The organism is Mesorhizobium sp. M0800, assembly GCF_040320095.1.
GTDB lineage: Bacteria > Pseudomonadota > Alphaproteobacteria > Rhizobiales > Rhizobiaceae > Mesorhizobium.
In genome coordinates this window covers 12,181-36,480 of record NZ_JAMYOZ010000039.1, presented here as the reverse complement: position 1 = coordinate 36,480, position 24,300 = coordinate 12,181, and the positions used below count along the sequence as shown (strand labels likewise).

At 60.8% G+C, this 24,300-nt stretch carries 19 protein-coding genes; 6 read left to right on the top strand and 13 right to left on the bottom strand.

The features are described 5' to 3' along the window. The 5 genes from NKI18_RS29685 to NKI18_RS29665 all read right to left on the bottom strand — a co-directional run bounded on the left by NKI18_RS29685 (window position 1) and on the right by NKI18_RS29665 (window position 7,954). Window positions 1-1,899 (bottom strand): ABC transporter substrate-binding protein, encoded by a 1,899-nt coding sequence (locus tag NKI18_RS29685; RefSeq protein WP_352620916.1) that lies wholly within the window; start codon window positions 1,897-1,899, stop codon window positions 1-3. After that, on the bottom strand, window positions 1,896-3,791 hold the full coding sequence (locus NKI18_RS29680) for an ABC transporter ATP-binding protein (RefSeq protein ID WP_352620914.1): 1,896 nt from the start codon (window positions 3,789-3,791) through the stop codon (window positions 1,896-1,898). The genes NKI18_RS29685 and NKI18_RS29680 overlap by 4 nt, the downstream gene beginning before the upstream one ends. A gap of 149 nt (window positions 3,792-3,940) precedes the next feature. Next, window positions 3,941-5,281: an adenylate/guanylate cyclase domain-containing protein gene (locus NKI18_RS29675; protein ID WP_352620912.1), complete on the bottom strand. Its 1,341-nt coding sequence runs from the start codon at window positions 5,279-5,281 to the stop codon at window positions 3,941-3,943. Between the two features lie 45 nt (window positions 5,282-5,326). Beyond that, complete coding sequence (locus NKI18_RS29670) at window positions 5,327-6,670, bottom strand: nucleotide sugar dehydrogenase (RefSeq protein ID WP_352450255.1); 1,344 nt, start codon at window positions 6,668-6,670, stop codon at window positions 5,327-5,329. Window positions 6,671-6,775: 105 nt separating this feature from the next. Further along, window positions 6,776-7,954, bottom strand: coding sequence for a DUF3095 domain-containing protein (locus NKI18_RS29665; protein ID WP_352457190.1), 1,179 nt, complete (start codon window positions 7,952-7,954; stop codon window positions 6,776-6,778). A 74-nt stretch (window positions 7,955-8,028) separates the two neighbouring features. Here NKI18_RS29665 and NKI18_RS29660 point away from each other — a divergent pair, with 74 nt between their 5' ends. Further along, window positions 8,029-9,117 (top strand): glycosyltransferase family 4 protein, encoded by a 1,089-nt coding sequence (locus tag NKI18_RS29660; RefSeq protein WP_352620910.1) that lies wholly within the window; start codon window positions 8,029-8,031, stop codon window positions 9,115-9,117. Beyond that, window positions 9,114-9,938 (top strand): polysaccharide deacetylase family protein, encoded by an 825-nt coding sequence (locus NKI18_RS29655; protein ID WP_352570086.1) that lies wholly within the window; start codon window positions 9,114-9,116, stop codon window positions 9,936-9,938. The genes NKI18_RS29660 and NKI18_RS29655 overlap by 4 nt, the downstream gene beginning before the upstream one ends. Before the next feature lies 1 nt (window position 9,939). Here NKI18_RS29655 and NKI18_RS29650 read toward each other — a convergent pair whose 3' ends face one another. The 4 genes from NKI18_RS29650 to NKI18_RS29635 all read right to left on the bottom strand — a co-directional run bounded on the left by NKI18_RS29650 (window position 9,940) and on the right by NKI18_RS29635 (window position 14,576). Continuing rightward, a complete protein-coding gene (locus tag NKI18_RS29650) occupies window positions 9,940-10,794 on the bottom strand; it encodes an MBL fold metallo-hydrolase (RefSeq protein ID WP_353021482.1) in 855 nt (284 codons plus the stop codon). A gap of 122 nt (window positions 10,795-10,916) precedes the next feature. Next, complete coding sequence (locus tag NKI18_RS29645) at window positions 10,917-11,366, bottom strand: cyclic nucleotide-binding domain-containing protein (RefSeq protein ID WP_023675957.1); 450 nt, start codon at window positions 11,364-11,366, stop codon at window positions 10,917-10,919. A 157-nt stretch (window positions 11,367-11,523) separates the two neighbouring features. Further along, entirely contained in the window at window positions 11,524-14,238 is a 2,715-nt protein-coding gene (locus NKI18_RS29640) for an ABC transporter transmembrane domain-containing protein (protein ID WP_352620904.1), read from the bottom strand. Window positions 14,239-14,255: 17 nt separating this feature from the next. Continuing rightward, window positions 14,256-14,576, bottom strand: a complete 321-nt coding sequence (locus tag NKI18_RS29635; protein WP_352529896.1) for a hypothetical protein — start codon at window positions 14,574-14,576, stop codon at window positions 14,256-14,258. Between the two features lie 130 nt (window positions 14,577-14,706). On the opposite strand from NKI18_RS29635, the gene NKI18_RS29630 reads away from it, so the two are divergent. Next, window positions 14,707-15,375, top strand: a complete 669-nt coding sequence (locus NKI18_RS29630) for a class I SAM-dependent methyltransferase (protein ID WP_156937317.1) — start codon at window positions 14,707-14,709, stop codon at window positions 15,373-15,375. Between the two features lie 211 nt (window positions 15,376-15,586). On the opposite strand, the gene NKI18_RS29625 is transcribed toward NKI18_RS29630, so the two are convergent. The 3 genes from NKI18_RS29625 to NKI18_RS29615 are packed head-to-tail and all read right to left on the bottom strand — an operon-like array spanning window position 15,587 to window position 19,222. Further along, window positions 15,587-16,765, bottom strand: coding sequence for a glycosyltransferase family protein (locus NKI18_RS29625; RefSeq protein ID WP_023675953.1), 1,179 nt, complete (start codon window positions 16,763-16,765; stop codon window positions 15,587-15,589). Further along, complete coding sequence (locus NKI18_RS29620; RefSeq protein ID WP_352620901.1) at window positions 16,762-18,006, bottom strand: glycosyltransferase; 1,245 nt, start codon at window positions 18,004-18,006, stop codon at window positions 16,762-16,764. Before NKI18_RS29620 ends, NKI18_RS29625 begins: the two co-directional genes overlap by 4 nt. Before the next feature lies 1 nt (window position 18,007). Continuing rightward, entirely contained in the window at window positions 18,008-19,222 is a 1,215-nt protein-coding gene (locus tag NKI18_RS29615; protein WP_023675951.1) for a glycosyltransferase family protein, read from the bottom strand. Between the two features lie 852 nt (window positions 19,223-20,074). Between NKI18_RS29615 and NKI18_RS29610 the strand changes: the two genes are divergently transcribed. Together NKI18_RS29610 and NKI18_RS29605 are read left to right on the top strand one after the other, a co-directional pair. Beyond that, on the top strand, window positions 20,075-20,419 hold the full coding sequence (locus NKI18_RS29610) for a hypothetical protein (protein ID WP_352620899.1): 345 nt from the start codon (window positions 20,075-20,077) through the stop codon (window positions 20,417-20,419). A 187-nt stretch (window positions 20,420-20,606) separates the two neighbouring features. Continuing rightward, on the top strand, window positions 20,607-21,845 hold the full coding sequence (locus NKI18_RS29605) for a M24 family metallopeptidase (protein ID WP_352620897.1): 1,239 nt from the start codon (window positions 20,607-20,609) through the stop codon (window positions 21,843-21,845). 9 nt (window positions 21,846-21,854) lie between these two features. Here NKI18_RS29605 and NKI18_RS29600 read toward each other — a convergent pair whose 3' ends face one another. Further along, complete coding sequence (locus NKI18_RS29600; protein WP_023675948.1) at window positions 21,855-22,727, bottom strand: helix-turn-helix domain-containing protein; 873 nt, start codon at window positions 22,725-22,727, stop codon at window positions 21,855-21,857. 106 nt (window positions 22,728-22,833) lie between these two features. On the opposite strand from NKI18_RS29600, the gene NKI18_RS29595 reads away from it, so the two are divergent. Then, window positions 22,834-24,105 (top strand): extracellular solute-binding protein, encoded by a 1,272-nt coding sequence (locus tag NKI18_RS29595; protein WP_023675947.1) that lies wholly within the window; start codon window positions 22,834-22,836, stop codon window positions 24,103-24,105. The last annotated feature ends 195 nt before the right edge of the window (window positions 24,106-24,300 follow it).

The window sequence follows — 24,300 nt, the reverse complement described above, 5'->3', positions numbered from 1 at the left end:
TCAGGACTCTCCAAGCCAGAATGTATCCGGCATATAGACACCGAAATAGGCGGTCGGGTCGTAGCCGTAGAGCGCCTTGTCAGGCAGATTGCGCAGCCGCGAGGATGCCAAAACCGGCTGATGCGTTCCGTTTACCGTGCCGATCGAAAACACCTGATCGGTATAGATCGACAGCATTGAATTCCAGATCTCGGCGCGCTCCGTGGCTTCGGTCGATGCGTTCCAGCGCTTGAGTAAAGCCATCAACTCGACCACGGGCGGAAGATCGGGCGCTTCGCCGACCTTGCCACGGGACAAGTAGTGAGCACCCCAGAGCGGCCATTGCAGCTGGTCATCGACGGTGGGGGCCAGTTGGTAGGGGTTCATGTCGGCGGTCGGCACGCCATTGTCGATGCCCGACCACATCGACATCATGATCTGGCCACCAAGCGCGCGGCTGCGGAAGATGTCGCGCTGCGAAGTCCGGATGAACAGGGCGATGCCGATCTTGCGCCAGTGATCGGTGATGAGCTCGAGCGCGTCGGTTTCCAGCGTGCTTTCGCCGGCCGTTTCCACTACGAGCTGCGCCGGGCGCCCGTCGGGAAGTATCCGCAGGCCGTCATCGTCACGCGCCTGAAGCCCGACCTCGTCGAGCAGGGCATTGGCCTGGTCGGGATCATGGGCGACCCAGGCTTTCGCGAATTCCGGCCGGTAGAGCGGGCTCTCCGGCAGGACCGTATCGGCACTTTCCTGCGCCAATCCGTAGAACACAGCCAAATTGATCTCGCGCCTGTCCACAGCGAGCGAAAGTGCGCGGCGCACGCGCACGTCACGAAAAAGGCCACGCCACACCTGGTCGGCACAATTCAGATTGGGCAGCAGCGCCAGCCGCGAACCTTGTGTGCGTTTCCAGAGATGCATCTTCACCGGGTAGCGCTTCTCCGCATCCTTCAGGAAGGAGTAATCGGTGAAGTCAATTCCCATGCCTTGCAGGTCGCTCTCGCCCGCACCGGTCTTGGCGGAAATGATCGCCGACGAGCTGACATTCATGACAATCCGGTCGACATACGGCAGTTGCCGGCCATTCTCGTCTATTCGATGAAAGAACGGATTCCGCTCGAAGACGAACTGCTCAGCCGGCGGCTTGGTCCGGTTCTGCCAGGGATCGAGCGTCGGCAGTTCCGGGTTCTCCGGGCGATACTGCCGCGACATGCGGATATGCAAGAGCGTCCATTTCTGGGCCCGGTTCTCCTTCATTAGGCCGGCGAGCCGGAATGGATCCTGGTATTTCTTGTGGAACTGCTTGAGATAGGCGGCCGGCAGAACAAGCGATAGGGGCGAAGCAGCGGCGAGCTTGGGCAGGAAGTCGGGATTGGGCGCATCCCAACTATAGCGGACCGTCAACGGATCGACGATCTCGAAGCGTGGCGGCTTGCCGTCCGCCAGCAGGGCCGGGGCGAGCCCGCCTTGCGAAAGCTCATCGTTCAGCCAGACATCTTCCCAGCAATAGCGAAAATCCTCCGACGTCAGCAGGCTACCGTCAGACCATTTATGTCCTTCTCGTATCTTGAAAGTGAAGACACGATCATCCGCTACATCGAAACTTTCGAGAATGTCGGCTTGCAGGTTAAGCTTTTCGTCATAGCCGACCAGGCGAGCGTACCCGTAGATCGTCATCATCCGGATATCTTTCTGGCTGCCGATGATCGTGCGCAGCGTGCCGCCATATTGGCCGGGCTGCCGGCCCATCGCAGCGAGATTCAACGCGCGCGGGCGCTTGGGCAGGCGTTCGGCGAGTGCCGGCAGCGCTCTGGCCTTCAGCTGCGGCTCAAGAAATTCCGGCTCCAGATCGCCGGCGCGCAACGTGCCCGGCAGAAATGCCGAAGCCATGAGTCCAAGGACGGTGCGCCGGCTGATCAATGGCGTAGCTCGCTGACATCGGCCGAACGTCGGGCCAGCACGAGGTGGCCGCCGCCAAGATCGAGCGGCGACAGCATATCCTCGTCGCCCTCGTCGCGGAATTGCGATCCCCATGCGCTGGTGTCGGAAGCGCCGCTGAGTTTCAGCGTCTTGAAATCCATCGGCCTGTCGAGATCGGGGAAAGGTACTGCGGCGACCAGTGAGCGCGTGTAGGGGTGGACCGGTTTCCTAAGCAGAATTTCGCGCGGCGCGAGCTCGACGATACGCCCGCCGCACATCACCGCGATGCGGTCTGCCATGTAGTCCACCACCGCCAGGTTGTGGGATATGAACAGGTAGGTCAGGCCCAGTTCCTTCTGCAGGTCCTTCAGAAGGTTCAGGATCTGCGCCTGGACAGAGACATCGAGTGCCGAAACCGGCTCGTCGCAGATCAGGAGTTCAGGCCCCAGCGCCAACGCGCGCGCGATGCCGATACGCTGACGCTGCCCGCCGGAGAAACTATGCGGATAACGCTTTATGAAGCGCGGGTCGAGCCCGATTGCCTGCATCAGGCTCTTGACCGTGGCGAGTCGGGACGCGGCATTGCCACGTCGATGGATTTCCAGCGGCTCGCTCAAAATGTTCTCCACCGTCATCCGGGGTGAAAGCGACGAAACCGGATCCTGGAAGACCATCTGGATTTTCGCGCGCAGCATGCGCAGGGCGTCTCCCTCGGCTTCCAAGACGTCGATCGGACCATCGCGGCCATTGAAGATCACAGAGCCGCCGCTAGGGGTGACAGCCCGCATGAGGATCTTGCTGACGGTGGTTTTGCCGGAGCCGCTTTCGCCGACAAGACCCAGGCACTCACCCCGCCTGATATCAAAGCTCACGCCGTCCACGGCGCGAACAGAGGTTTGATGATCTCCGCCGAACCATCCGGACTTGCGGATCGTGAAGGTCTTTGTCAGATCCCTGACCGACAGCAGGATGTCGTCCGGCCCCTTCGATGCCGGCGCCGTCTGCTTGCCGAGCAGGTTCCCGACATTCACCGGCACCTCGCGGAGCGCCTTTAGCCTTTCGCCGGGCTTCAGGTCGAAATGCGGAACGGCTGCCATCAGGCCCTTCAGGTAAGGGTGGCCCGGCCGGCGGAATATCGCCTCCACAGGTCCCGCTTCCATGATCTCGCCATGGTACATGACCACCACCTCGTCGGCGACGTTGGCGACTACGCCAAGATCGTGCGTGATCAGCAGCATCGCCATGTTCAGCTTCGTCTGAAGCTCGCGCAGCAATTGCAGGATTTGCGCCTGGATGGTGACGTCCAACGCCGTCGTCGGCTCGTCGGCGATCAACAGCGCGGGCCGGCAGATAAGCGCCATGGCGATCATGGCGCGTTGACGCAATCCTCCCGAAAGTTCAAAGGGATACATGTCATAGGCGCGCTTGGGGTTGGGAAAGCCGACAAGTCCGAGCATTTCCTCGGTCCGCGCCTTGCGCTCCACCCAAGCCATGGGCGTATGAATCTGCAGGGATTCGCTCACCTGATTGCCGATCGTATGCAGCGGCGACAGTGATGTCATCGGCTCCTGAAATATTTTGCCGATGCGGCTGCCTCTCAACGCCCGGATTTCGGGTCCGTCACGCGGCATCTGCAGGATATCCTGCGTCGTGCCGGGCTTTTCAGGATCGGAAAACAGGATACGGCCGCGAACATGGGCTGTGTTCGGCAAAATGCCCATCACTGCCTGGCTGAGAACCGATTTTCCGGAACCGGACTCGCCCACAAGCGCGGTAACCTTGCCGGGCAGGACGCGAAGATTTGCACGCCTGACGGCATGCAACGGTCCCCCTATAATGGCAAAAGAGATGCCAACATCCTCGATCCGCAGCAGATCAACGCCCAAATTCATTCTCACACCAGCCCCCACTCTGGCAGGTCCAGAAGGCGAGACTATCGCATTGCCAGCCTAGAGCAACTTGGATTCGAACAGTCGCCAGTTCCCTGGCGGAACCGGCGACCGGACTGCATACCAAACGCGTTCGGATCAGAGCGTGGCGGTTACTGGAGCTTCCTCGGGTCGCCCGCGGACGGCCGCGCGGCATTGCGATGAAGCAGCATGACCTGCTCGGCGTCCGATATGCGGTCGTAAATCGGCTCCAGCGCACCGTCTTCGTCGAGCGAGAGAGCACCCGACAAATCGGGTGAAAGCACCGTTAGCTTCTGCCTGATGCCCGCCAGTTCCTCCATGCCGAGCGCCAGCCAGTTGTTGGCGCCGCAATAGCTGGCGAAGTCTTTGCTGGCGAGAACGCTGTGCGGATATTTCTTGGTCAGGGTCTGGAGGCGCTGGACCTCGTTTACAGCCGAACCGAAGACAGAGAATGTGAGCCGGTCGGTAAGCCCGACATTGCCGAACATCACATTGCCGACATGCAGGCCGATACCATAGTTTATGTCGCTCAATCCCTGCTGCTTTCTGCGCAGATTGAGATCCATCATGCGCGCGGTGGCCTTGTGCGCTGCTGCAAGAGCAGCCTGGCAGGCGATCTCGGACTGTGAACGGTGCCTTGCGCAAGGGTAGACGGCAATGAAGCCATCACCTATGAAACTCATGATCTGCCCGCCCTTGCGATTGAAAGGTGCAGCGGCGGCGTCGAAAAACTGGTTCAGCGTATCGATATAGACTTCGCGGCCGGAGGTTTCGGCAAGTCTTGACGACCCGCGCATGTCGCCCATGACCAGTGCCGCCCGGATTGTATCACCCTCGCCGCGCTTGATCTGGCCGTCGAGCACGCGCCTGCCGGCGTCGCCGCCGAGATAAGTGGTCATCATGTTGTCGGCAAGCTTGGTGAGCACCGCCATCTTGGTTGCGATAGCGAGATGGTTCTGGATGCGCAGCAGCGCCGAAATCATGCTGTCGCTGAAGCCTGCAGCACTGTCGGTGGACCAAGACCCGATCATGCCCTGACTGGTGTTGCCGCTGAAGGGATGGACGAAAGCCATGTAATCGGTGACGCCCATCAGCTTGAGGTCATCGAAAACAGGAAATTCCGACGGCACCGACGGGTCGAGCCGGCGCCGCAGATGGTCGAGCTTGTGGCTGAGCAGATGGTAGTATGGGCTGGTCAGGAATCTGTCGGAATGAACGCCGTTCTCCTTGCGGAAGCCTTCCACTTCCAGGCCCTGGCCGCGGAGCCAGGTGAAGCCGAGCGCGTCATAAAGCGGATGAAGCATCGAAAAGCTCAAATGCACCCGCTTCAACGGCAGGCCGGCAGCAGCCAGCCGTTCACAAAAGCCCCTTACCAATGTTTCCAGGTCGTCGCCCGCCAACGCCGATTGGGTCAGCCAATCGGCAACCTTATCCATGAGAATGGCAGAAATTTCTGCTTGCGCTGTGCTCATGCTATCTCGAAATCTCCTTGCACAAATTCGCCGGCTCGGACGCCGTCAGGCCTTCACCACCGTCTCTCGGGCTAGCCCGAGGCGGCCAAAAATATTGCGTGTGTCGACGATCAGTAGAGCGTGATCCGCGATCGCCTGATAGTCGATCGCGTCGTGGTCGGTTGCAACGACGACAGCGTCGAAATCCTTCAAGGCCACCTCGGTCAATTCGACAGAGCGACGCCCCTTGATCGCCATATGCTCCCGTGTGGCCGGGATTTCGGTAACATGCGGATCGTGGAATTCCGCCTTGCCGCCCCATTCCTCGATGAGTTCAATGAGCCGCAATGAGGGGCTTTCGCGGATGTCGGGCACATTCTTCTTATAGGCGAGCCCGATGATGAGAATGCGCGAGCGGCTGAGCGCCTTGCCGCAGCGCCGGTCCAGCGCCTTCGCCAGTTCATCGACCACATGACGCGGCATGGCCGTGTTGATCTCTGCCGCCAGCTCGATGAAGCGGGTCGGCAGTTCGTATTCGCGAGCCTTCCACGTCAGGTAGAAGGGATCGATCGGAACGCAGTGCCCGCCAAGTCCAGGGCCAGGATAGAAAGGCATGTAGCCGAAGGGCTTGGTCTTTGCCGCCTCGATCACCTCCCAGATGTCGATTCCCATCGCACCGAGCACGATCTTCAACTCGTTGACGAGGGCTATATTGACCGAGCGGAAGATGTTTTCCGTCAGCTTGACCGCCTCGGCGGTCGCCGTGGTGGAAACCGGAACGACGGTCTTGACCACGCCATGGTAGAAAGCCTGCACGAGCGTCGCCGCTTCAATGCCGTCACCTGCCACGACCTTGGGGATCGTCGCGACTTCAAAGCTGCGGTTGCCGGGATCCTCGCGTTCGGGCGAGAAGCCGAGGAAGAAGTCTATCCTCGACTGCAAGCCGATTTTTTCCAGGATGGGCTTGATCACGTCGTCGGTGGTGCCGGGATAGGTGGTCGATTCCAGCACGATGAGCTGACCGAGACGCAGATGCTTCGCGATGGTGCCTGCGGTGTTCCTGACAAAGGAGAGATCCGGCTCGCGGTGTTTCGTCAGTGGTGTCGGAACGCAGATGATGATGACATCGCAGACGGCCAGTTCGGCAAAATCCGCAGTGGCGCGGAACCGTCCGCTCGCCACCTGGCCGGCAAGGGCTGTCGACGTCACCGCCTCGATGTAGGATTGTCCGTTGTTCAGGCTCTCGACCTTTTGGGCTTCGATGTCGAAGCCGCAAACAGGGAAGCCGGCGCGTGCGATCGCAACCGCCAGCGGCAACCCGACATAGCCCAGTCCGATCACGCCGACTTGCGCGGCACGCGTCGAAATCCGGTTCAGAAGGCGGTCATATGTCGATCGTGAGGCGTCCAAAAATCTGCTTCCCGTCAATTCGGACAGGCCGTCCGCTTCCATGGTGAGGCTCACCGCTCACAAGAGCCCCGAGGCATATTGCGGAAAATCGACGTCCGCAAGCCGTCAGACCGGCACCTTCGCCTTAAGGCTTGCGGCAGCCATCGCATAGCCGCCGGCGGCGCCATCGATGAAATGAACGTGATCGCGCTGCAGCGGCGATGCGACGAGGCATGTCATCAAGGCCGATTTCTGGCGGTGCAGGCCATAGTTGCAGATGCCCGCCTCTTCCGCCTGTTTCAGCCGGTTCTCGATCCGTTGCAACACATCCGCGTCAACGTCGATGGTCATCTTTAAGCCATCGTCGAACTTCCGGAAATCCGAATTGCTGGCCACTTCGCGTTTGTAGATCTTCGGATCGAATCTGCCGATCGTCCAGCCATATCTATCCGTAACAGCCGTAAGCGTCATCAGGAACACTATCCACAGCTTCGACAGCCACCGCCGTCCTGCCGGCGCCGTGGCCCGCGCCTCGATATCGAGGCCGGCGGGCAGCAAACTGTAGTCCGGCCCGTTCACCGGCACCGGGTGGCCATCGCGTTCCTGCCTGCCGGCAAGGGCGATGATGTCGGAAACCAGAAACTGAAAACCGCGCAAGTCGCGCGACGCCCCCGGTATGGCTATGATCGAGACGATTTCGCCATGCCGGGCTTCGATCGGGTTCCAGCGGCATGAGAGGCCGGTCAGGTCCGGCCGCGCGCCGGCCGGCGCAGGATCGATGCGGTAGCGCCCCGCTTTCATCTCGGCTTCCGCCCAACTGCCGCCACCTCCGGCGAACATGGCATAGAAGACCGCATCGGAGGCCTGGAACCTCGCCACGCGAACGTCGAGGCCTTGCGCTCTTATATCCTTTATCGGCACGATTGCGGCACGCAAGGTCAGATCCAGTTCGTCCGCCACCCATCTCTGGACAGCCGCCAGCGCGTTGCGGGTGATCTCCAGCGCCGAGCCGGGAAACGCCACGAGCGCGCCGTCGCCGCCGAAGACAAAGGGAAGATCTTGCCTACCCAGCGCATTGAGCAGCGCCGAAATGACGCTGGCACCGGCCATATTGACGGTTTTATAGCGCCCCGCCTCGATCGCCTTGGTCGAGCCGACGATGTCTGCGGTGGCCAGCGCCCAGCCATCGGGGAGAGGCCGATAGTTATCGATATCGGCAACGCTTTCAAACTTTGCGAAGACCGGCAGAGAAGCAACAAACGGATCGGACGCGGCAGCTGTTTCCATGAGCATCAGATAGCACATTCCAGTGCTTGAGGGTGAAGTCGATCATGCTTCGAAATTGACTTGCGCTGGCTTTCCGATGATAGGGTCCGGCGATGCGAATTGCCTTCTATGCGCCGCTGAAGTCGCCCAATCATCCCGTTGCCTCCGGCGACCGCCAGATGGCACGGATGCTGGTCAAGGCGCTGGAGCATGGAGGGCATAGCGTCGAACTGGCATCCGAATTGCGCTTCTATCTACGCGAACCGGATTCGAAAAGTTTCGATGCGCTCAAGATCGAGGCCCGGAAGGAAGCCGCGCGGCTGGCAAGGCTTTGGGATCGTGACGGCAAGCCCGATCTGTGGTTCACCTATCATCCCTATTACAAGGCGCCCGACCTGATCGGGCCCGAACTGGCGTTGGCCTTTGGTGTCCCCTATGTGACAGCGGAAGCCTCCTATTCGAGGCGGCGCAACACCGGTTTGTGGGCCGATACGCAAGCGTTGGTGGCGCGAGCCGTCGAACAGGCGGTGCTGAACATCTGCTTCACGCAAAGGGATCGTCAGGGACTGGCAGATGCGGTACCCGACGCCGCTTTCGGCATGCTTTCGCCCTTCATCGACACATCGCTATTCCGGGAAACGCCGGCACGGGGTTGTCCGACGCGCCTCGTTACCGTCGCCATGATGCGCCCGGGCGACAAACTCGAAAGCTATCGCATGCTGGCGCAGGCGCTCGGTTCGATCGGTCACCTGCCCTGGACCATGTCGGTCGTCGGGGACGGACCTGCCCGCGAGGAGATCAAAGCGCAATTCGCCGGCTTGCCCGCCGAGCGTATCGAATGGCTTGGCGCGATTGAGCCAGCCGCCGTGCCGGATGTCCTCTACAGTGGGGGAATTTACGTCTGGCCGGGTTTCGGCGAGGCCTATGGCGTTGCCTATCTTGAAGCACAGGCCGCCGGCCTTCCGGTTGTGGCTCAGGACGTCGCCGGCGTGCCGGAGGTCGTCCGGGATGGCCAGGCCGGGTTTCTCACCCCGCCGGACGATGTGGCGGCGTTCGCTTCTGCCATTGAAAGGCTTCTGGCCCGTAACGACGAAAGATCCATCATGGCCGCAGAAGCCAGACGTTTCATCCTCGAAGAACGTTCTCTCGGTGCTGCAGCGGCGCGTCTGGCCGAACTTCTTGCGAAGATCCCCGTCTCATGACATCCGATCAAATCTGGCAACCCTTGGTGGAGGAACTGGCGAGCCGGCAACGGGCGGACCGTAAGGCAGAGTTCTGGCTGCGCGACGATGACGCCGTGGATCCGACGCCTGCGCTTGATCGGTTGCTCGACCTCACCGGTGAATTCGCGGTTCCGGTGACTCTGGCCGTCATTCCCGCCCTGACTGACGAGAAGCTTGTCGTTCGGCTTGACGAGGCGCCGCATGCCACGGTCGCCATCCATGGCTGGGCGCACCGAAATCATGCGCCCGAGGGCCAGAAGAAGCAGGAGCTCGGCGCGCATCGGCCACGCGAGGCGGTGCTCGATGATCTGGCTCGCGGGCTGGCGCACGTAACCGGCCTGCACGGCGCACGTGCCGTTCCGATGCTGGTGCCACCCTGGAACAGGATCGACGCCGGCTTGGTATCCGACCTTGGATCGATAGGATTTTCGGCATTGTCGGTCTATGGGCCGCCAAGGCCGGCTTCACTTGCGGTCATCAACAGCAATGTCGACATCATGGATTGGCACGGCACGCGCGGCTGCCGCGATCATGGCCTATTGGTTCAGGCTATCATCGCGCAATTGCAGCATGCATTCGATGGGGGCGAACCGGTGGGCCTGCTCACCCACCATCTCGTACATGATGAATCGGCCTGGCTCTTCCTCGAACGGCTGTTCACAGTCACCGCACAGACTGAAGCCTGCGCGTGGCTTCCGATCAGGACATTGATCGGGCGCAGCGCCGGTAGAACAATTCCAGGAAAGTATGAACGGTTTCCGTCCGGAATTGCGTCAAAACAAAGAGATAGAGGAAAATAGCTCAGCGCTTTTTGCGCAATGAGACTGGAAGGTTGAGCGTCTGGCCATCCCGCGCGACAAAAGCGCCGGTAAACCTGTCCTTGGCCAGTTTCTGGATCTTGTCCAGTTCCTTGTCGGTGCGTGTCGGATCGTGGTGAAACAGCGCAAGCCTCCGCGCACCGGCCGCCTCACAGAGCTTGACGCCCTGTTGCCAAGTCGAGTGCCCGTAACCGCGGCGGCGTTCCATTTCCTCCTCGGTGTAGGTGCAATCGTAAATGACGAGGTCGGCATCTTCGATCAGGCCGAGCACCGCCTGATCGAGTTTGTCCGGCTCGTGCTCAGTGTCTGTGATCACCGCCACGACGCCGCCGCCCCATTCGACCCGGTAGCCTATGCAGCCGCCCGGATGCATAAGACTGCCGGTTCGGACCACCACCCCTTCGCGCGGGCGAAGCACGTCTCCGGATACGAAATCGCGATAGTCGAGGCTTGCCTTGCAGGCCTCCAGTTTCACCGGAAACCACGGCGGCCGCATGAACTCATCGACCATCTGCCGGGTCGTCATGTGTCCTGCAAGATGCCCGGACCAAAGCGTAACCTGGGCGCCCCGGTCATAGATCGGCGCAAAAGACGGCAGCCCGATGATGTGATCGTAATGGCAATGGGTGAAAAGCAGGTCGAAATCGGTCACGCCCAACGCCTGAAGCGCCGCGCCGGCTGGCCTTAGGCCAGAGCCTGCGTCGAACAGAAGCGTATGCTTACCGCATCGCATCTCGACGCAGATTGAGTTGCCGCCATAGCGAGAGAATTCTGGCCCTGATACCGAAATGCTGCCGCGGACACCCCAAAACCTGACCAGGAAAACGTTGTCGTCCATGCTACCCCTTCGCCCATCATATCCAAACAACTGCTGCTACGCGAGACAGGCTTTCTCCGGGTGATCTTCTCAGCGAGAGGACAGTGCCGTCACGACGGCGAGGATCGAGCGCACGTCCTTCGTTATTTGGCGCTTCGTGCGTCGATCAGATCCGCGGTCGTATGGCTTAGGCGATCGGCAAGAACCCGCAATATCTCGATAGTCATTTCCGGGAACTCCCTCATAAGCCTCAGGAAATGATCCTTGCGGATTCTCAGGGCTTCCAGCGGACTTGCCGCTCTGACGGTGGCAGTGCGGGAGCTGTTGCACAATATGGCGATCTCGCCAACGATCGAATTTGGTTCCAGTTCGGCAACTTTTATCGGTCCGCTGTCGGAATCGACAAGAATATCCGCCCTGCCTGAAAGGATGACATAGGCGGCGTCTCCCTCGTCGCCCTGCCGGAAAAGGATCTGGCCGGCGCTGTAGCTCACACGATCGGATGTGAACGCAAGCAGCTTGAGCTTTGTCGGCTCGATGGCAGAGAACAAGGGAACGCGTTGCAGCATTCCAACTTCATCCTTGAGCAGCATTGTCGCAAACCTTCCAAAATTCGCGTTTGCCAGACTAGAGCAACGGACGCCCGGATGGAATCAATTCTCTTTCCGGGATGGCGAGACAAACCACGCGAAAGGTGGCGAGCCCGATGTCGTGCACCGGCAGAATGATCCCATCTGAATGTCCGTTGCTCTATGACAACAGTTCCTTGAAGATACCGTTCCCTGCCAAAAGTGTCTCGTGTGTTCCGTCTTCCGCCAATTGACCCGAGTCGAAGACGATAACGCGATCGAACATCATCGCCATTGCCGGATTCGTCACGACCCACACAATTGCCGGCGAATGGCCGTCGCGCCTGGCTTCCTCGAGCACATTTCGCAGCACCTTATCCTGCATGCGCTGGTCGAGCGCCGACAGCGGCCGGTTGAGAATGAGAAAATCGGGACGCTTGAGCAAGGCCCGGGCAACATCGAGCTTCTGTCGCTGTCCACCGGTCAGCCGCCTGCCGCCGGAGCCGACGTTGAAGTCCAGGCCGACATCCAGAAGTTCGCCATAAAGCCCCAGTTCGTCAAGAATGTCATAGACGATGGAGCGTATGCGGTCGGGCGCGTCGGGATGATTGTTGCCCACACGCCCGAACAGGACATTATCCATGACGGTGGCCGCGGCAATGTATTTGGCAGGATCGTACCGTTCGACCGCATTGTGCAGCTCGGGCGGCAGGTCTTCATAGAACCGGTTGCGTGCAGCGACGATCTTGCTCATCAGCTCGTCGCTCAGCAGGCCGAAGCGGTGCCGGGGCTCGATGTAGGCAAAGCTCAAGGTGACGATCATGGCGCGATCGTTCTCCGAAACCGCCTCGTAGGGACGGTTCTTGAGCCGTTGCAGCAAGGTTTCGTAGGTGGGTATCTCCTCCGCGCTCATGAAGGCGAGCTGCTGGAAGAACTGGTGATCGGGCGGCAGGTCGGCAAACAGCTCGATCGCCTGTTTGGCGATCTCCAAGCCCATTTCGTAGAGCGTGCGGTCGAGGCCGGCTTGCCTCAGCACGGAAGCAAAATAGGGATTGGCCGCCAGGGCCCTGTCGGCCAGTTCGGGGCCGGCGGCAGCGCCGAAGAGCAGGTTTTGGCCGATCGTTGCTTCCTTGTTGTAGGCGCCCGGTTCGAAAGGAACCACCAGTCCGCTCAGCCCCTCTTGTTCCAGCCGGGTCCGCAGCGCCGCACGCAGTTCGACGATCCGCCTGGCAAGCTCCGTGTGACGCGTGAGGTCGGCCGAAGAGCGCAAGCCGAGATCCAGAATGTCACGCGACAGAACAACCGCGTCGAGCACCCGGCGCACGGCTTCAAAGAGGTCGTGCGGGCCGGTAGCGCCAGCAGAAGCATAGTTGATCCAGTCGCTGTGGATATCAAGATCCGGATTGCCCGACCGGCGCGCCTCGTGAATGTTCCAGCGGTGCTGATCTGCCGCAGCACCGTCATAAGGCACCGATGTCAGCGGCGCATGCTTCAACCCGTAGAGCAGGTTGTCGCGGAGGCTTGCCTGGAACAGGAAAACATCCGACGAGGCATACGATATCCGCCGGCCGGTTACTGCTTCGGGGAGTTCAAGCAGGTCGTCGGTGCCCGAAGCGACCCTTCCGCTGTCCGGCCAGTTCAGCCGCGCGAAGGCTTCTGCAAGCGCCTCCGCTCCACCTGTTGCGGTACTGACCAGTGCCACCGCCTCACCCGGCTTGACCTGGAGGGAGATACGGTTGAGGAGCATTGCACCGCCATCGTCTGCTATGGACAGATTGATCGCCGATAGCGGCTTGGTCATCGGATCGGGATCGTCGATCGTCAATGCCCCGATTTTCGGCGCGATGAGACCTTCCACGGTGAACTGTTCAACGACCTGTTGATATTTGACCTGGACATCCTGCCGATCCTGATCCCAGTCGATCAGTTCCTTCATCGGTCCGGGCAGGTCCTTGTAGGCGCCGATCACGGCCACGAGCTGGCCGACGTCCAGCCGCCCCTGGAGGACCAGATACCCGCCGATCATGTAGAACAGAAAGGGCGTGAGCTGCGCGAGAAAATTGTTGAGGAACTTCACCATGAATTTCCATTGGTAAAGATCGAAGCGGATCTTGAAGATGAGCCCGAGCCGGGCAGCTATGTCGGCGCGCTCGTAGTTTGATGTATCGTGGACATGAACCGCGCCGATGCCGTCGACGATTTCGCCAACCCGGCCCGAAAGTGCGCGCGCCGTCAACTGCCGTTGGCGCCCGAGCACGATCAGCCGCCGCCGCATTCGCGGGATGAGCACGATCTGGATCGCCACGATCACGACCGCTATCATTCCGAGCCAGACGTTCTGGATCATGATGAACAGCATGGCCGTCAGCGCTTGGCCGCCGAGCAGTACCGGCTGCAGGAAGGCGTCGCCGATGAAGCCGCCCAGCGGCTCCACCTCGTCCTTCACCATGGTCGCCACTTCGGCGGATTTCACCCGCTTGAAGTAAACCGGCGGAAAACGCAGCACACGGTCGACCAGATCGAAGCGGATACGCCGCAGCATGCGTTCGCCGAGGCGGCCCTTGTAGGTGTTGATGTAGAATTTGAACAGGCCGTTGATGACGACTAGCAAGAGGAACACAAGGCTCAGGGCAAACAGGGTCTCCTCGCGGTCGAGCTGAAAACCGGAGAAGAACTGGACCTCTCCAATGAACGGCAGGTTATAGTGTAGCCTCATGAATGGCTGGGTCGCGCCCGGTTGCTCGAAGCCGCGACCTTGGATCGGTCCGTTGACGATCAGCTTCGGCAGGTCGAAGGACATGAAATACGGGATCATCGAAAGCACGACGATCATCAATATCCAGAGCTGCTGCTTCTTGGTGTGCGTCCAGATATAGCGGGCTAGGCTGGCTTCCATATGCGACTGTGGACCCTTCAGTTGGAAGGATGCAGGATGTAAAAGCACCTGCTGGCGAATGGCGTATCGGCAATTTCTTCATCGCCAACGACAAGCTCGAAGCTGCTGTGCACGGACATTGTCCTGCGCTCAACGATGCAAGGAACCTGCGAGGCGGCGCGATCCAGTTCCGGCGCATGGTCGATGGCAACGACATGGGCATTGTTGATCGGCGAAGAAAGCAGCTGGCCAAACGGTCCGCGGCTTTCGTAGGGCTTTGGCGAACAGCCGAGCAGCACGAGGCCGCAGCTGCGCGGCTGGTGCTGGCGGATGGACGCCGATGATCCGGACAGATGCAACAGGCTCTCTCCGGCACCGGGCAATAGCCAAGCGGCTTGCAGCATGATCACGTCCGCGGAATCAAACAGTCTTGCGGGAGGCAAGATTGCGTTGTGTCGCCCAAAATCCCAACATACAAGACGAATTATGATGGATGTCACGCAACCACGCAATGCCATGGACTGGCACGAGCAAGCCTTGGACCTCACGCGGGGAATTGCTGCTTATGTCAACTGCCCTCTCGTGGCAGGGCTGGCGCGCGTCGTCGCCAAGCATCCGAAGGCCGATATCGCCAACGCCTTCAACCACAAGCAGGTCGCCTGCAAGATGTGGGCGCTCGACAGGCTGTTCGAAAGCGGCGGCGGCCGCTTCGGGCGCATATGGGTTCTGGGTGGATGGTACGGCGTATTGCCGGCAATGCTTTTCAACGACGCCCGCTTCGACATCGCGGCGGTCGATAGCATCGACATCGATCCCGAAGTCGCGCCGGTCGCCCGGACCCTCAACCGGGAAGCCGGCGACCGGTTCCGGGCGCTGACGGCAGATATGTACGCACTCGACTATGCGGCCGGGCGGCCCGATCTGATAGTCAATACGAGCTGCGAACACATAGCCGATCTGCGCGCCTGGCTTGCTCTGCTTCCGCCGGGCACGAATGTACTGCTGCAATCGAACGATTATTTCAGCGAGCCGACGCACATCAACTGCGTGGCTTCGCTTGCAGCCTTCGAGGAAATGGCGGCGCTACGGGAGGTGCGGTTCTCCGGCGAACTGCCGACAAAAAATTATACGCGCTTCATGCTGATTGGAACTGTTTAATGCATTTCGCCCAAAAGCGCGTAGCGGTTTTGGGACAACGACACGCATAAAAACAGGACTTGAAGCGCGTCGCACGAATCTCACCAGACGCGACGCGTTAGAGCATTTGCAGGAAAGTGTGGAAACGGCTTTCCGTCCGGAATTGCGTCAAAACAAAGAGACAGAGCGGTTCTGCGTGAAACGATGAACCGCTCTAGGATCTATCGTCTGTTTAATCATGAACTTTTCCGAAACCGGGCCCCACATTTAGGGACCATGTTCGATGCCGCTCGCGCAGGATTTGCGCGGAGCGACGCGCGCCTTCCAGATCGAGACGATGCGCGGATGGCGTCGGTTCCACAAGCGCTTGTTCGATCGCTTGCGCCAAACCTTCAGGCGTCAGGTCCTTTTCCATCAGCACCGTTGCAAGACCGAGTTCTTCGAGCATCAGGGCGCGAACCGTCTGTTCGGTTTCCCCGCCGGCTGCAAATGGGACGAGCAGGGAGCGACAACCCGCGCGCAGGACATCGCAGACCGTGTTGTAACCCGCCTGCGAGACTGATAGGCGGGCGCCGGTCAGCAGGCTGGCGAAATCCTCGCGGAACCGGAAGATGGACAGGCCCGGCGTGGCATCACGTGCGATCGCGTCAAACTCGTCTTTCGGCAGGTTTGGGCCGGTGATCAAACACCATTTCCAAGCGTTGTTGGCATTCCGCGCCGCTGCGATGGTGGATCTGACAAGGCTCTTTCCGGCAGCCCCGCCGCCAACCGACACCAGAACGTCGAAGCGCTCGGAGGCCGCTGGCGATGGCGGCGCGGCAACGAGCCCCGTGTAGGTGACCTCGGCCCTGATCGCCCCAGCCAGTGGAAATGTCTTGTCGATGGTTGCGAAAGCCGGATCGCCGTGGACCATAACAAGATCGAAATGCCTGTTGATGAGATCGACCGTTTCCTCGTTTCGGCCCAGCTTGACGCGCTCCTGGAGGATATCACGGACGGACGTCGCCAGCAGCGGTCTGGGCGACGTCGCGTCGATGGCCTCGATCAGCGGCAAGAGTTCGAAACGCATCTGCCGGCGTCCAAATGGAAACGCCTCGACAATGACGATATCAGGCCTGCAATCCCGGAATGCCTGCAGCAGCATCTCTGAACGCCATTTCTTGAAATCATCGTCGATCGGGTTGCCTTGCAGGTCGACAAGTCCCGAAAATCCTTCATCACCGGAGGTGACAGGTGGCAGGGTTACAGATTGTACACCCAGTCCCGGAAACCCGGCGATCGGCGCTCCGCCGGTCACGACGGTAACGTCAAACCCGTCATCGACCAGAGCCGCCGCAATGCGGCTGGCGCGCGCGAGATGGCCGATGCCGAGCAGGTGCTGGACATAGAAGAAAGCGCGCAGCCGCTTCATTCGGCGGCCCGCCACTCCCGCTCGAACAGTTCCTTGAGCTGTCCAATGCTTGCCATATGATCGAAATTGCCGCGCACGCGCCGCTCTGCGGCGTCGCCGAGGCGGTCGCGGAGCACGGGATCACGGATCAGGCGCTCCAGTGCCTGTGCCAGGGCAATCGGGTTTTCCGTCGGAACCAGCAACCCGGTTTCATCCGACGATAAAAGCTCCGGCACGCCGGAAATATCGGTCGACACGCAGGCAAGCCGCTGGCTAGCCGCCTCCACCAAAACGTTCGGCAGACCGTCGCGGTCGCCATTTGCGGTGATCCTGCAGGCCAGGGCGAAGATGTCGGCGCGGCGGTAGTGCTCAAGCACCTCCTCCTGCGCAAGCGCGCCTTTCCAAGAGACGCGACCATCCAGGCCGAGCTTTTGCGCCAGCGCCTTGAACCGTTCCAGTTCTTCGCCGCCGCCGATATGCTCGAAACGCCACGCCAAATCGCCGGGCAACAGGGCAAGGGCCTCCAGCAACGTATCGTAACCTTTCTTTTCAACGGCGCGCCCGACACTCAGAACGACAACCGGTTCGTCCGGAGCCGAGCCGTCATGCTGCTTTCGCGCCTCGCCGAAACTGCCGAAGCGATCAAGGTCGAGCCCATGATAGCTCAGATGCACAGACGAGTTGCCGTTAGCGAGTTTTTTCAGACGATCGAAGCCGGTTTTCGTGCAAGTGACCGTCCAGCGCGCCGAGGAAAGCTTGCCGGCCAGATCCCAGTCCGCCGAAGTCCAGATGTCCTTGGCATGGGCCGAGCAGGTCCAGGGCAGGCCACGAAGCTGGCTGGCATAGCGCGTCACCGATGCAGGCGTGTGCGCGAAATGTGCATGCAGCCAGCCCGCGTTTTCCGGCCATTCGGCCGCCAGCACGAGCGCTTGCCCGAAGCGGCGCGCGCGATTGCGCGTAAAGTCGCGGGGCATATCGGCAGCCAGCGATCCGAGCGCGCGCCAGAAGCCCGGACGCAGCAGACAGGCAAACAGCGAGCGAAGCACGCGCAGCGGCTCTTCATGCAGATATTCCGGCAGATAATGGACGGGCGCTTTGATCTCGTCATGCACGGGGTGGCGTTTTTCGTCGGTCGGCCGCCTGAGCGCGACGAGTATCAGGTCGAACCCCGCACGCTCAAGACCGAGCAGTTCCTGCGCGATGAAGGTTTCGGACAGCCGCGGATAACCCTTCAGAACCACGACGATCTTGCGATGTTGCAACTCAGGTCATTCCTTCAATGACCGAAAGGTGATGGCCGGCCCGTCGGTCGAGCAGTTCCGCGACGATTTCGGAAATATGAGGCAGCCCTTCCAGCGTCAGATGCGGATTGCTCTGCGATGGGCGGGGCCGGTCCGGCAGCACCTTCAGTGCATCAGCAAACCGCCGGGAATCCTCGGCTTCTTCCGGCAAAAGCATCTCGATGAGGCCGAGTTCGGCTGCGCGCCGTGCGCGGATCAGTTGTTCCTGGCGGGGCTCGACGCGCGGCACGATCAGCGCCGGCTTGTCGAAAGACAGTATCTCGCAATAGGTGTTGTAGCCGCCCATCGCCACTACCGCCTTGGCGCCGGCAATCAGGTCTTCCATGCGGTTGTCGAACTCGATGATCTTGATGTAGGGGATCTTGGACCCCTTCTTGAGCAGCTTGTTGCGCTTGCGCGCCGGCATGTAAGGCCCAAGCACGATCAGGGCTCTATGCTGCAATTGCGGATCCTGCTGATAGGCATCGATGACGTCGTGGATCAGATCGGCGCCGTCACCGCCGCCACCGGTAGTAACGAGGATATAGTCGCCCTCGGGGCGGTGGCCGGGCAACTCGTTCCGCTGCAGGCTCCGTTGCAGGAAACCGACGAACCTCATCTTTGCCCTGACAGCCGGGGGCACATCCAAGCCCGTCAACGGATCGTAGAAATCCGGCGGACCATAGGCCCAGACCTTGTCGTAGAAGACGCCTATCTTGCGCATCACGTCTCTGCGTGCCCACTCTGCTTCGAGCAGATGCGGCGCATCCATCACTTCGCGCAGGCCAAGCACCAGCGTGGTGCCCCGCGTCTTGAGGTAGGACAGCGTGTCCTCAATCTCACCGCGCAGGCCGAGCGGTTCCTTGTCGACGATGAAGATATCCGGCCGGAAGGTCTCAGCTGTATGGCGGATGATCGACTGGCGCATCCTTAGCGTCTCATGCAGATCGATGTCCTTTTCCAGCGAGGTGTATTCGCCGTTGCGCAGCTTGATGACGCTGGGGATCTTCACGAAGTCGACACGGGCGCGGTAGTCGAAGGCGCCAGCGATAGTCGCACCCGAAATGATAAGCACCTGAAGTCCGCGGAAATCCTCGACCAGCGAATGCGCGATAGTCCGGCAGCGCTGCAAATGGCCGAGCCCGAACGTGTCGTGGCTGTACATGAGAATTCGAGCGTTTTCTGCGTGCTGGGTCATTGTTGAACGTCTCTTAGAATTCTCGCCTTGAGGACCGTGAGCGACCCGCAGGATTCGAAACCATCCTCGCGGGTCTACCGACCTGTTCTGAAACATGAGGGCGCAATTTTCAATTCGTATTACAAAGAGGGTCCATATGCTGAAACCAGGAAGCTACGTCTGCTCAGCGGCCTGCTTGCCACGTGGTCCAGAAGAACCTGCATCATTTCACTGGTATTGACCATCTCGGATTCTCGGCGGCCTTGACCGCTACGATCAACGTGGAAACTCCAGAATGGAATAAGGTATGGGCTGGGTACTTCACTTCGAGCGTCTAAGCCAAGCTCCTAAACCATGATGTGCCTTGGCGGTGGGAAGCCGGAGCGTTGACGGCCGAAGCGAGCGTTGCTCCCAGGCCAAACTGCACCGCGCGGCGGCGCGAAACACGAAATGCAGGCGTGACGCGGATCATGGCTTCCTCCCAAAAGCCCGCCGGCATCAAACATTTTGGCACTTCAAAAGCGCGCCTGCGCTCCCAACTTCACGAAATGTGGAATGTTCCTCAATCGCCTTGAATGATCTCACCGATGGCCGAGCAGCTAGGTTTCCTCGACCCTAGCCTGATGTCAGCCGACGCACACTGCGCTGTAGCGGCGCCGGATCTGCCGGCAGCAAAAATCCCGCCGCTGCGGTCGTCCGAAGTACACTGTCGATAAAATCCAGGACTTTTGCGTATCGATTTCGGACCAAGGTCCGTCTTGTAGAATACTGTATCTGAACAAAGCTAGGTAACAGCCGACTTTCGGATTCGGAAGTCCTGACGTTTTTCGTCTGAAACCCATCCTGGCGGGAGGGCGACTCGAAGGAGGAACTATGAAAACGCGCACCTGTCTATTCGCGACTGTAGCCGCTCTCACCCTTGTCGCATCTCCGGTCCTCGCTGCTCCCGGGGGCAATGGCAATGGCAATGGCAACGGCAATGGCGGCAGCAACGGTAACGGCGGAAACTCGGCCGGGGCCGGCTCGCAGGGACACGGAGCCGCCACTTCCGCCGCGGCCAAGGACAAGTCGACGACCGGAGTTGCTCATGCAGCGGCGGTCGTTGCGACGACACCGGCCTCACCACAGGCCACGTTGGCCTTGCAGGCAGCGCTGGCAAGACAGACCGCGGATGACGCGGCAGACACTTCCGACGACACTTCCGACGAAACCGAATAAGCTTTCGAAGCAGCCACTTGTTGTGTTGAAAAGCCGCGGTTCGCCGCGGCTTTTTCGTTTCCCGACGACGAACTCTCAAGGTGAACAGCGCTTCCAGAAAAAAGCTGCTCCACGGCGGCACTGAAGCTACGCTAAGGCCAAACGCCGCCGCATCGGCGTCGGTTTCGATTGCATTCGAGGAGATCCCATGACCGCCTTTGTCGACCGCGAGCGCGCAACTGACCTGATGCAGCGCGCCGGCATCGAGGCGCTGGTGCTTTGCGAGCCCGAGGCGTTCCAATATGCCACCGGTGCCTGGATCGGCCCGGCCGGCCTGTTCCGGCGGGCCGGCGCCGGTTTCGTCGTTATTCCCAAGCGAGGCGACCTGCCGATCGGCGTCGTGGTGGCGGATTTCCAGGCTGCCCAGCTCCGGGCGGCGATGGCCGGCGCCGTGCTGCGCACGCATGCGATCTGGATCGAATCGGCGTCGCTCGAGCCGGCGACGGCCGACCGGCCTGTTGCGCAGCGCATCGAGGCCGGCCTGATTGGCCGCGCCCCCGGTTTTTCACGTCCGGCGACCTTCGAGCTTGCCCGCTCCGTCCGCGAGCTGAAAACGATCCTCGCAGAATTCGGGCTGGAGCGCGCGACGCTCGGCATCGAGCTGGATTTTGTCTCGGCCAACGATTTTTCCGCGATGCGGGCGATGTTGCCGGGCACTGCCCTGGTCAACGGCTCGCCGGTCCTCGACCGGCTACGGGCGATCAAATCGCAGAGCGAGATCGACCTGCTGCAGCAGGGCATCGTCCTGTCTGAAGCCGGCCTGTCGCGGCTGCAGCAGCATGCAGCGGCCGGCATGCGTCAGTCTGAGCTGGTCGCGTTTTACCGGCAAGGCGTCGCGGATGCAGCCGCCGGGTCGTCGCAGCAAATCTCGACGGCGGAATACCTCACGCTGGGCGCTCGCCCAAAAGGTGCCGACGCCGTCGCCGCCGCCGGCGATCCGCTGAAGGCCGACATGGTGTGCAGCGTGAACGGCTATGCCTCGGATATGTCGCGGAATTTCACCTTCGGGCCACCGTCGCCCGAACAGGCCGAATTGCATGCGATAGCCGAACGCGCCTTCGCCAACGGGCTTGCCGCGCTTATGCCCGGAAAGCCGTTAGCCGCCGTGCATCGCGCCGCTAGCGAAAGCCTGGCGCGCCAGGGCTTGCGTTCCTATCGCCGCGGCCATTTCGGCCACGGCGTCGGCCATTCCGTGTTTTCCGAGCAATGGCCGTTCATCTCGGCCGACAGCAATGTCGTGATCGAGGCCGGCATGGTGCTGGCATTCGAGATCCCGCTCTACATCGACGGTCTCGCCAGCTTCAATCTCGAGGACCAGTTCCTGATCACCGCCAACGGGCCGTCGCCGATGAACCGCCTGCCGAGGCGCCTGGATATTATCGGCTGAATCCAGCCGTTATCTGGCGCCGGCCACGCCCCTGCGGAAATCCGACGGCGACATGCCGGAAAGCTTGCGGAACGACTTGTTGAAGGCACTGAGCGAGCCGAAGCCCGATTCCATGGCGACGCGCAGCACATTGGCATCCTGATGCATCAGCAGCGCCTGCGCGTAGCTGAGGCGCAGCAAATTCACATATTCATTGAGCGTCATGCCGGTCGATTTCTTGAAGATGCTCATGGCGTATTTGGGATGGATATCGGCCGCCGCGGCGATATCGACGCAATCGATCTCGTAGAGGAAATTCTCGGCGATGAAGTCGCACATGCGCCCGACATTGCGCAGCGATTGCTGATCGAAGGGACTGCCTATCTCCTGTTCGACCGGGGTTTCGGGCACCAGCCGGTAAGGCTCGAAGCGCACCCGCTCCAGCCGCAGCAAAAGCTCGTTGACGGCATGCTCGGCCTTGACCGGGTCGCCGGAGCGGGCATAGCGGTTCCAGCGCTCGAAATTGTGGTCGTCCGACCGGTCGGTGGCGTCGGTCACCAGCGTCGCCCCGGTCATCAGCCTGTTGCGGACCTCCACGGGCAAATGCAGCCGGAAGAAATGCACCAGCGGCAGATGCGCGCCGGCATAGATGGCATCGTCGGAGGCTTCGTCCATCTGGTGCGGCAGGCCGCCCCAGAACAGACACATGTCGCCAGCAGAGAGCGAAAGCCCGTGCCCGTCCATACGGTAATGCACGGCCCCGCGCACGATGAAATTCACCTCGACCTGGGCGTGCCAATGCGGCTTGAGCATCACCAGGGGCTGGGTGTGGAACATCTGCAGCAGCAGCGGCAGGCCCTCCACGCTGCTGGCGCCGGGCTGGTAAAACGGCCTTTCCGGCATCTTACTTTCCGCTCATTTCTTATTCCCTTTGTCGCGGACAAGGCTTTCCCGAGGCCTAGTCTAGCCACGCTCGCAAACAGAGAGCAACTGAAATGGGAGGATTTCAATGCGCATAAAATTGACCTGCGCCGCGCTCGCGCTTGCCTTGGGCTCCAGCCCGGCCTTTGCGCAGTCCGGTGAAATCACGATCTGGAGCTGGAATATCGCCGCTTCGTCGCTGAAGGCCACCATAGCGGGCTTCAACAAGCAGTATCCCGACATCAAGGTGACGGTCGAGGACCTTGGCAACCAGCCGACCTACGACAAATCGATCGCCGGCTGTGCCGCCGGCGGCGAGGGGCTGCCCGACATCGTTACGATCGAGAACGGCGAAGCCGAAAACTACTGGAGCCAGTTCCCGGATTGCTTCGTCGACCTGCATACGCTCGGCTACACCGCGGAAGATCAGGCAAAATTCCCCGACTTCAAGCGTACCGAGCTCGAGGTTGACGACAAGGCCTATGCGATGCCCTGGGATTCCGGTCCGGTGGCGATGTTCTACCGCCGCGACTTCTACGAGAAGGCTGGCGTCGATCCGTCCTCGATCAAGACCTGGGACGATTTCATCGCCGCCGCCAAGAAAATCCAGGCCGCCAATCCCGGCGTCACGATGACCAACGCCGATTTCAATGGCGATTCCGAATTCTTCCGCATGATCTCCAACGAGCAGGGTTGCGCCTACTTCTCCGCCGACGGGCAATCGATCACGGTCAACCAGCCCAAATGCGTCGATGCCATGACCAAGATCAAGGAGATGAAGGACGCCGGCATCATTTCCTCTGCCGACTGGAGCACCAAGATCACCAACAACACCGCCGGCAAGGTCGCCACGCAGATGTATGGCGGCTGGTATGAAGGCACCGTGCGCACCGAATCGCCCGATGGGGCAGGCAAATGGGGCGTCTATCTGATGCCGAGCCTGACCGCCGACGGTCCGCGCGCCGCCAATCTCGGCGGCTCCTCGCTCGCCATCACCTCGGTATCGAAGAACAAGGAAGCCGCCTACGCCTATCTGAAATACACGCTTGCCACGAATGAGGGCCAGATCACCATGCTGAAAGGCTTCGGCCTGGTGCCGTCGCTGATCTCGGCGCTCAACGACCCTTATGTCTCCGAAGGCCTGCCCTATTGGGGTGGCCAAGCCGTGTGGAAGGACATCCTCGGCACCTTGCCCAAGGTCGTCCCCAGCCGCGGCACGCCGTTCCAGAGCGACGCCGAAATCATCATCCGCGCGGTGCAGACCAAATATCTGGCCGGCGGCTATCCCGACGCCAAGGCAGCGCTCGACGATGCCGCAAGCCAGATCGCCGCGGCGACCGGCCTGCCGGTCAAGTCGTGACCTAGACGAGGCGGCTCCGAGCGCGCGGCTCCCCTTCTCCCCTTGTGGGAGAAGGTATCGCCGAAGGCGACGGATGAGGGGGGCTCCAGCTTGGCGCCGGCGGCACTCCGGCCATCACCCCTCAACCGTCTCGGCGCTACGCGCCGATCCACCTTCTCCCACAAGGAGAGAAGGCAAGAACTTGAAAGCAGAAAG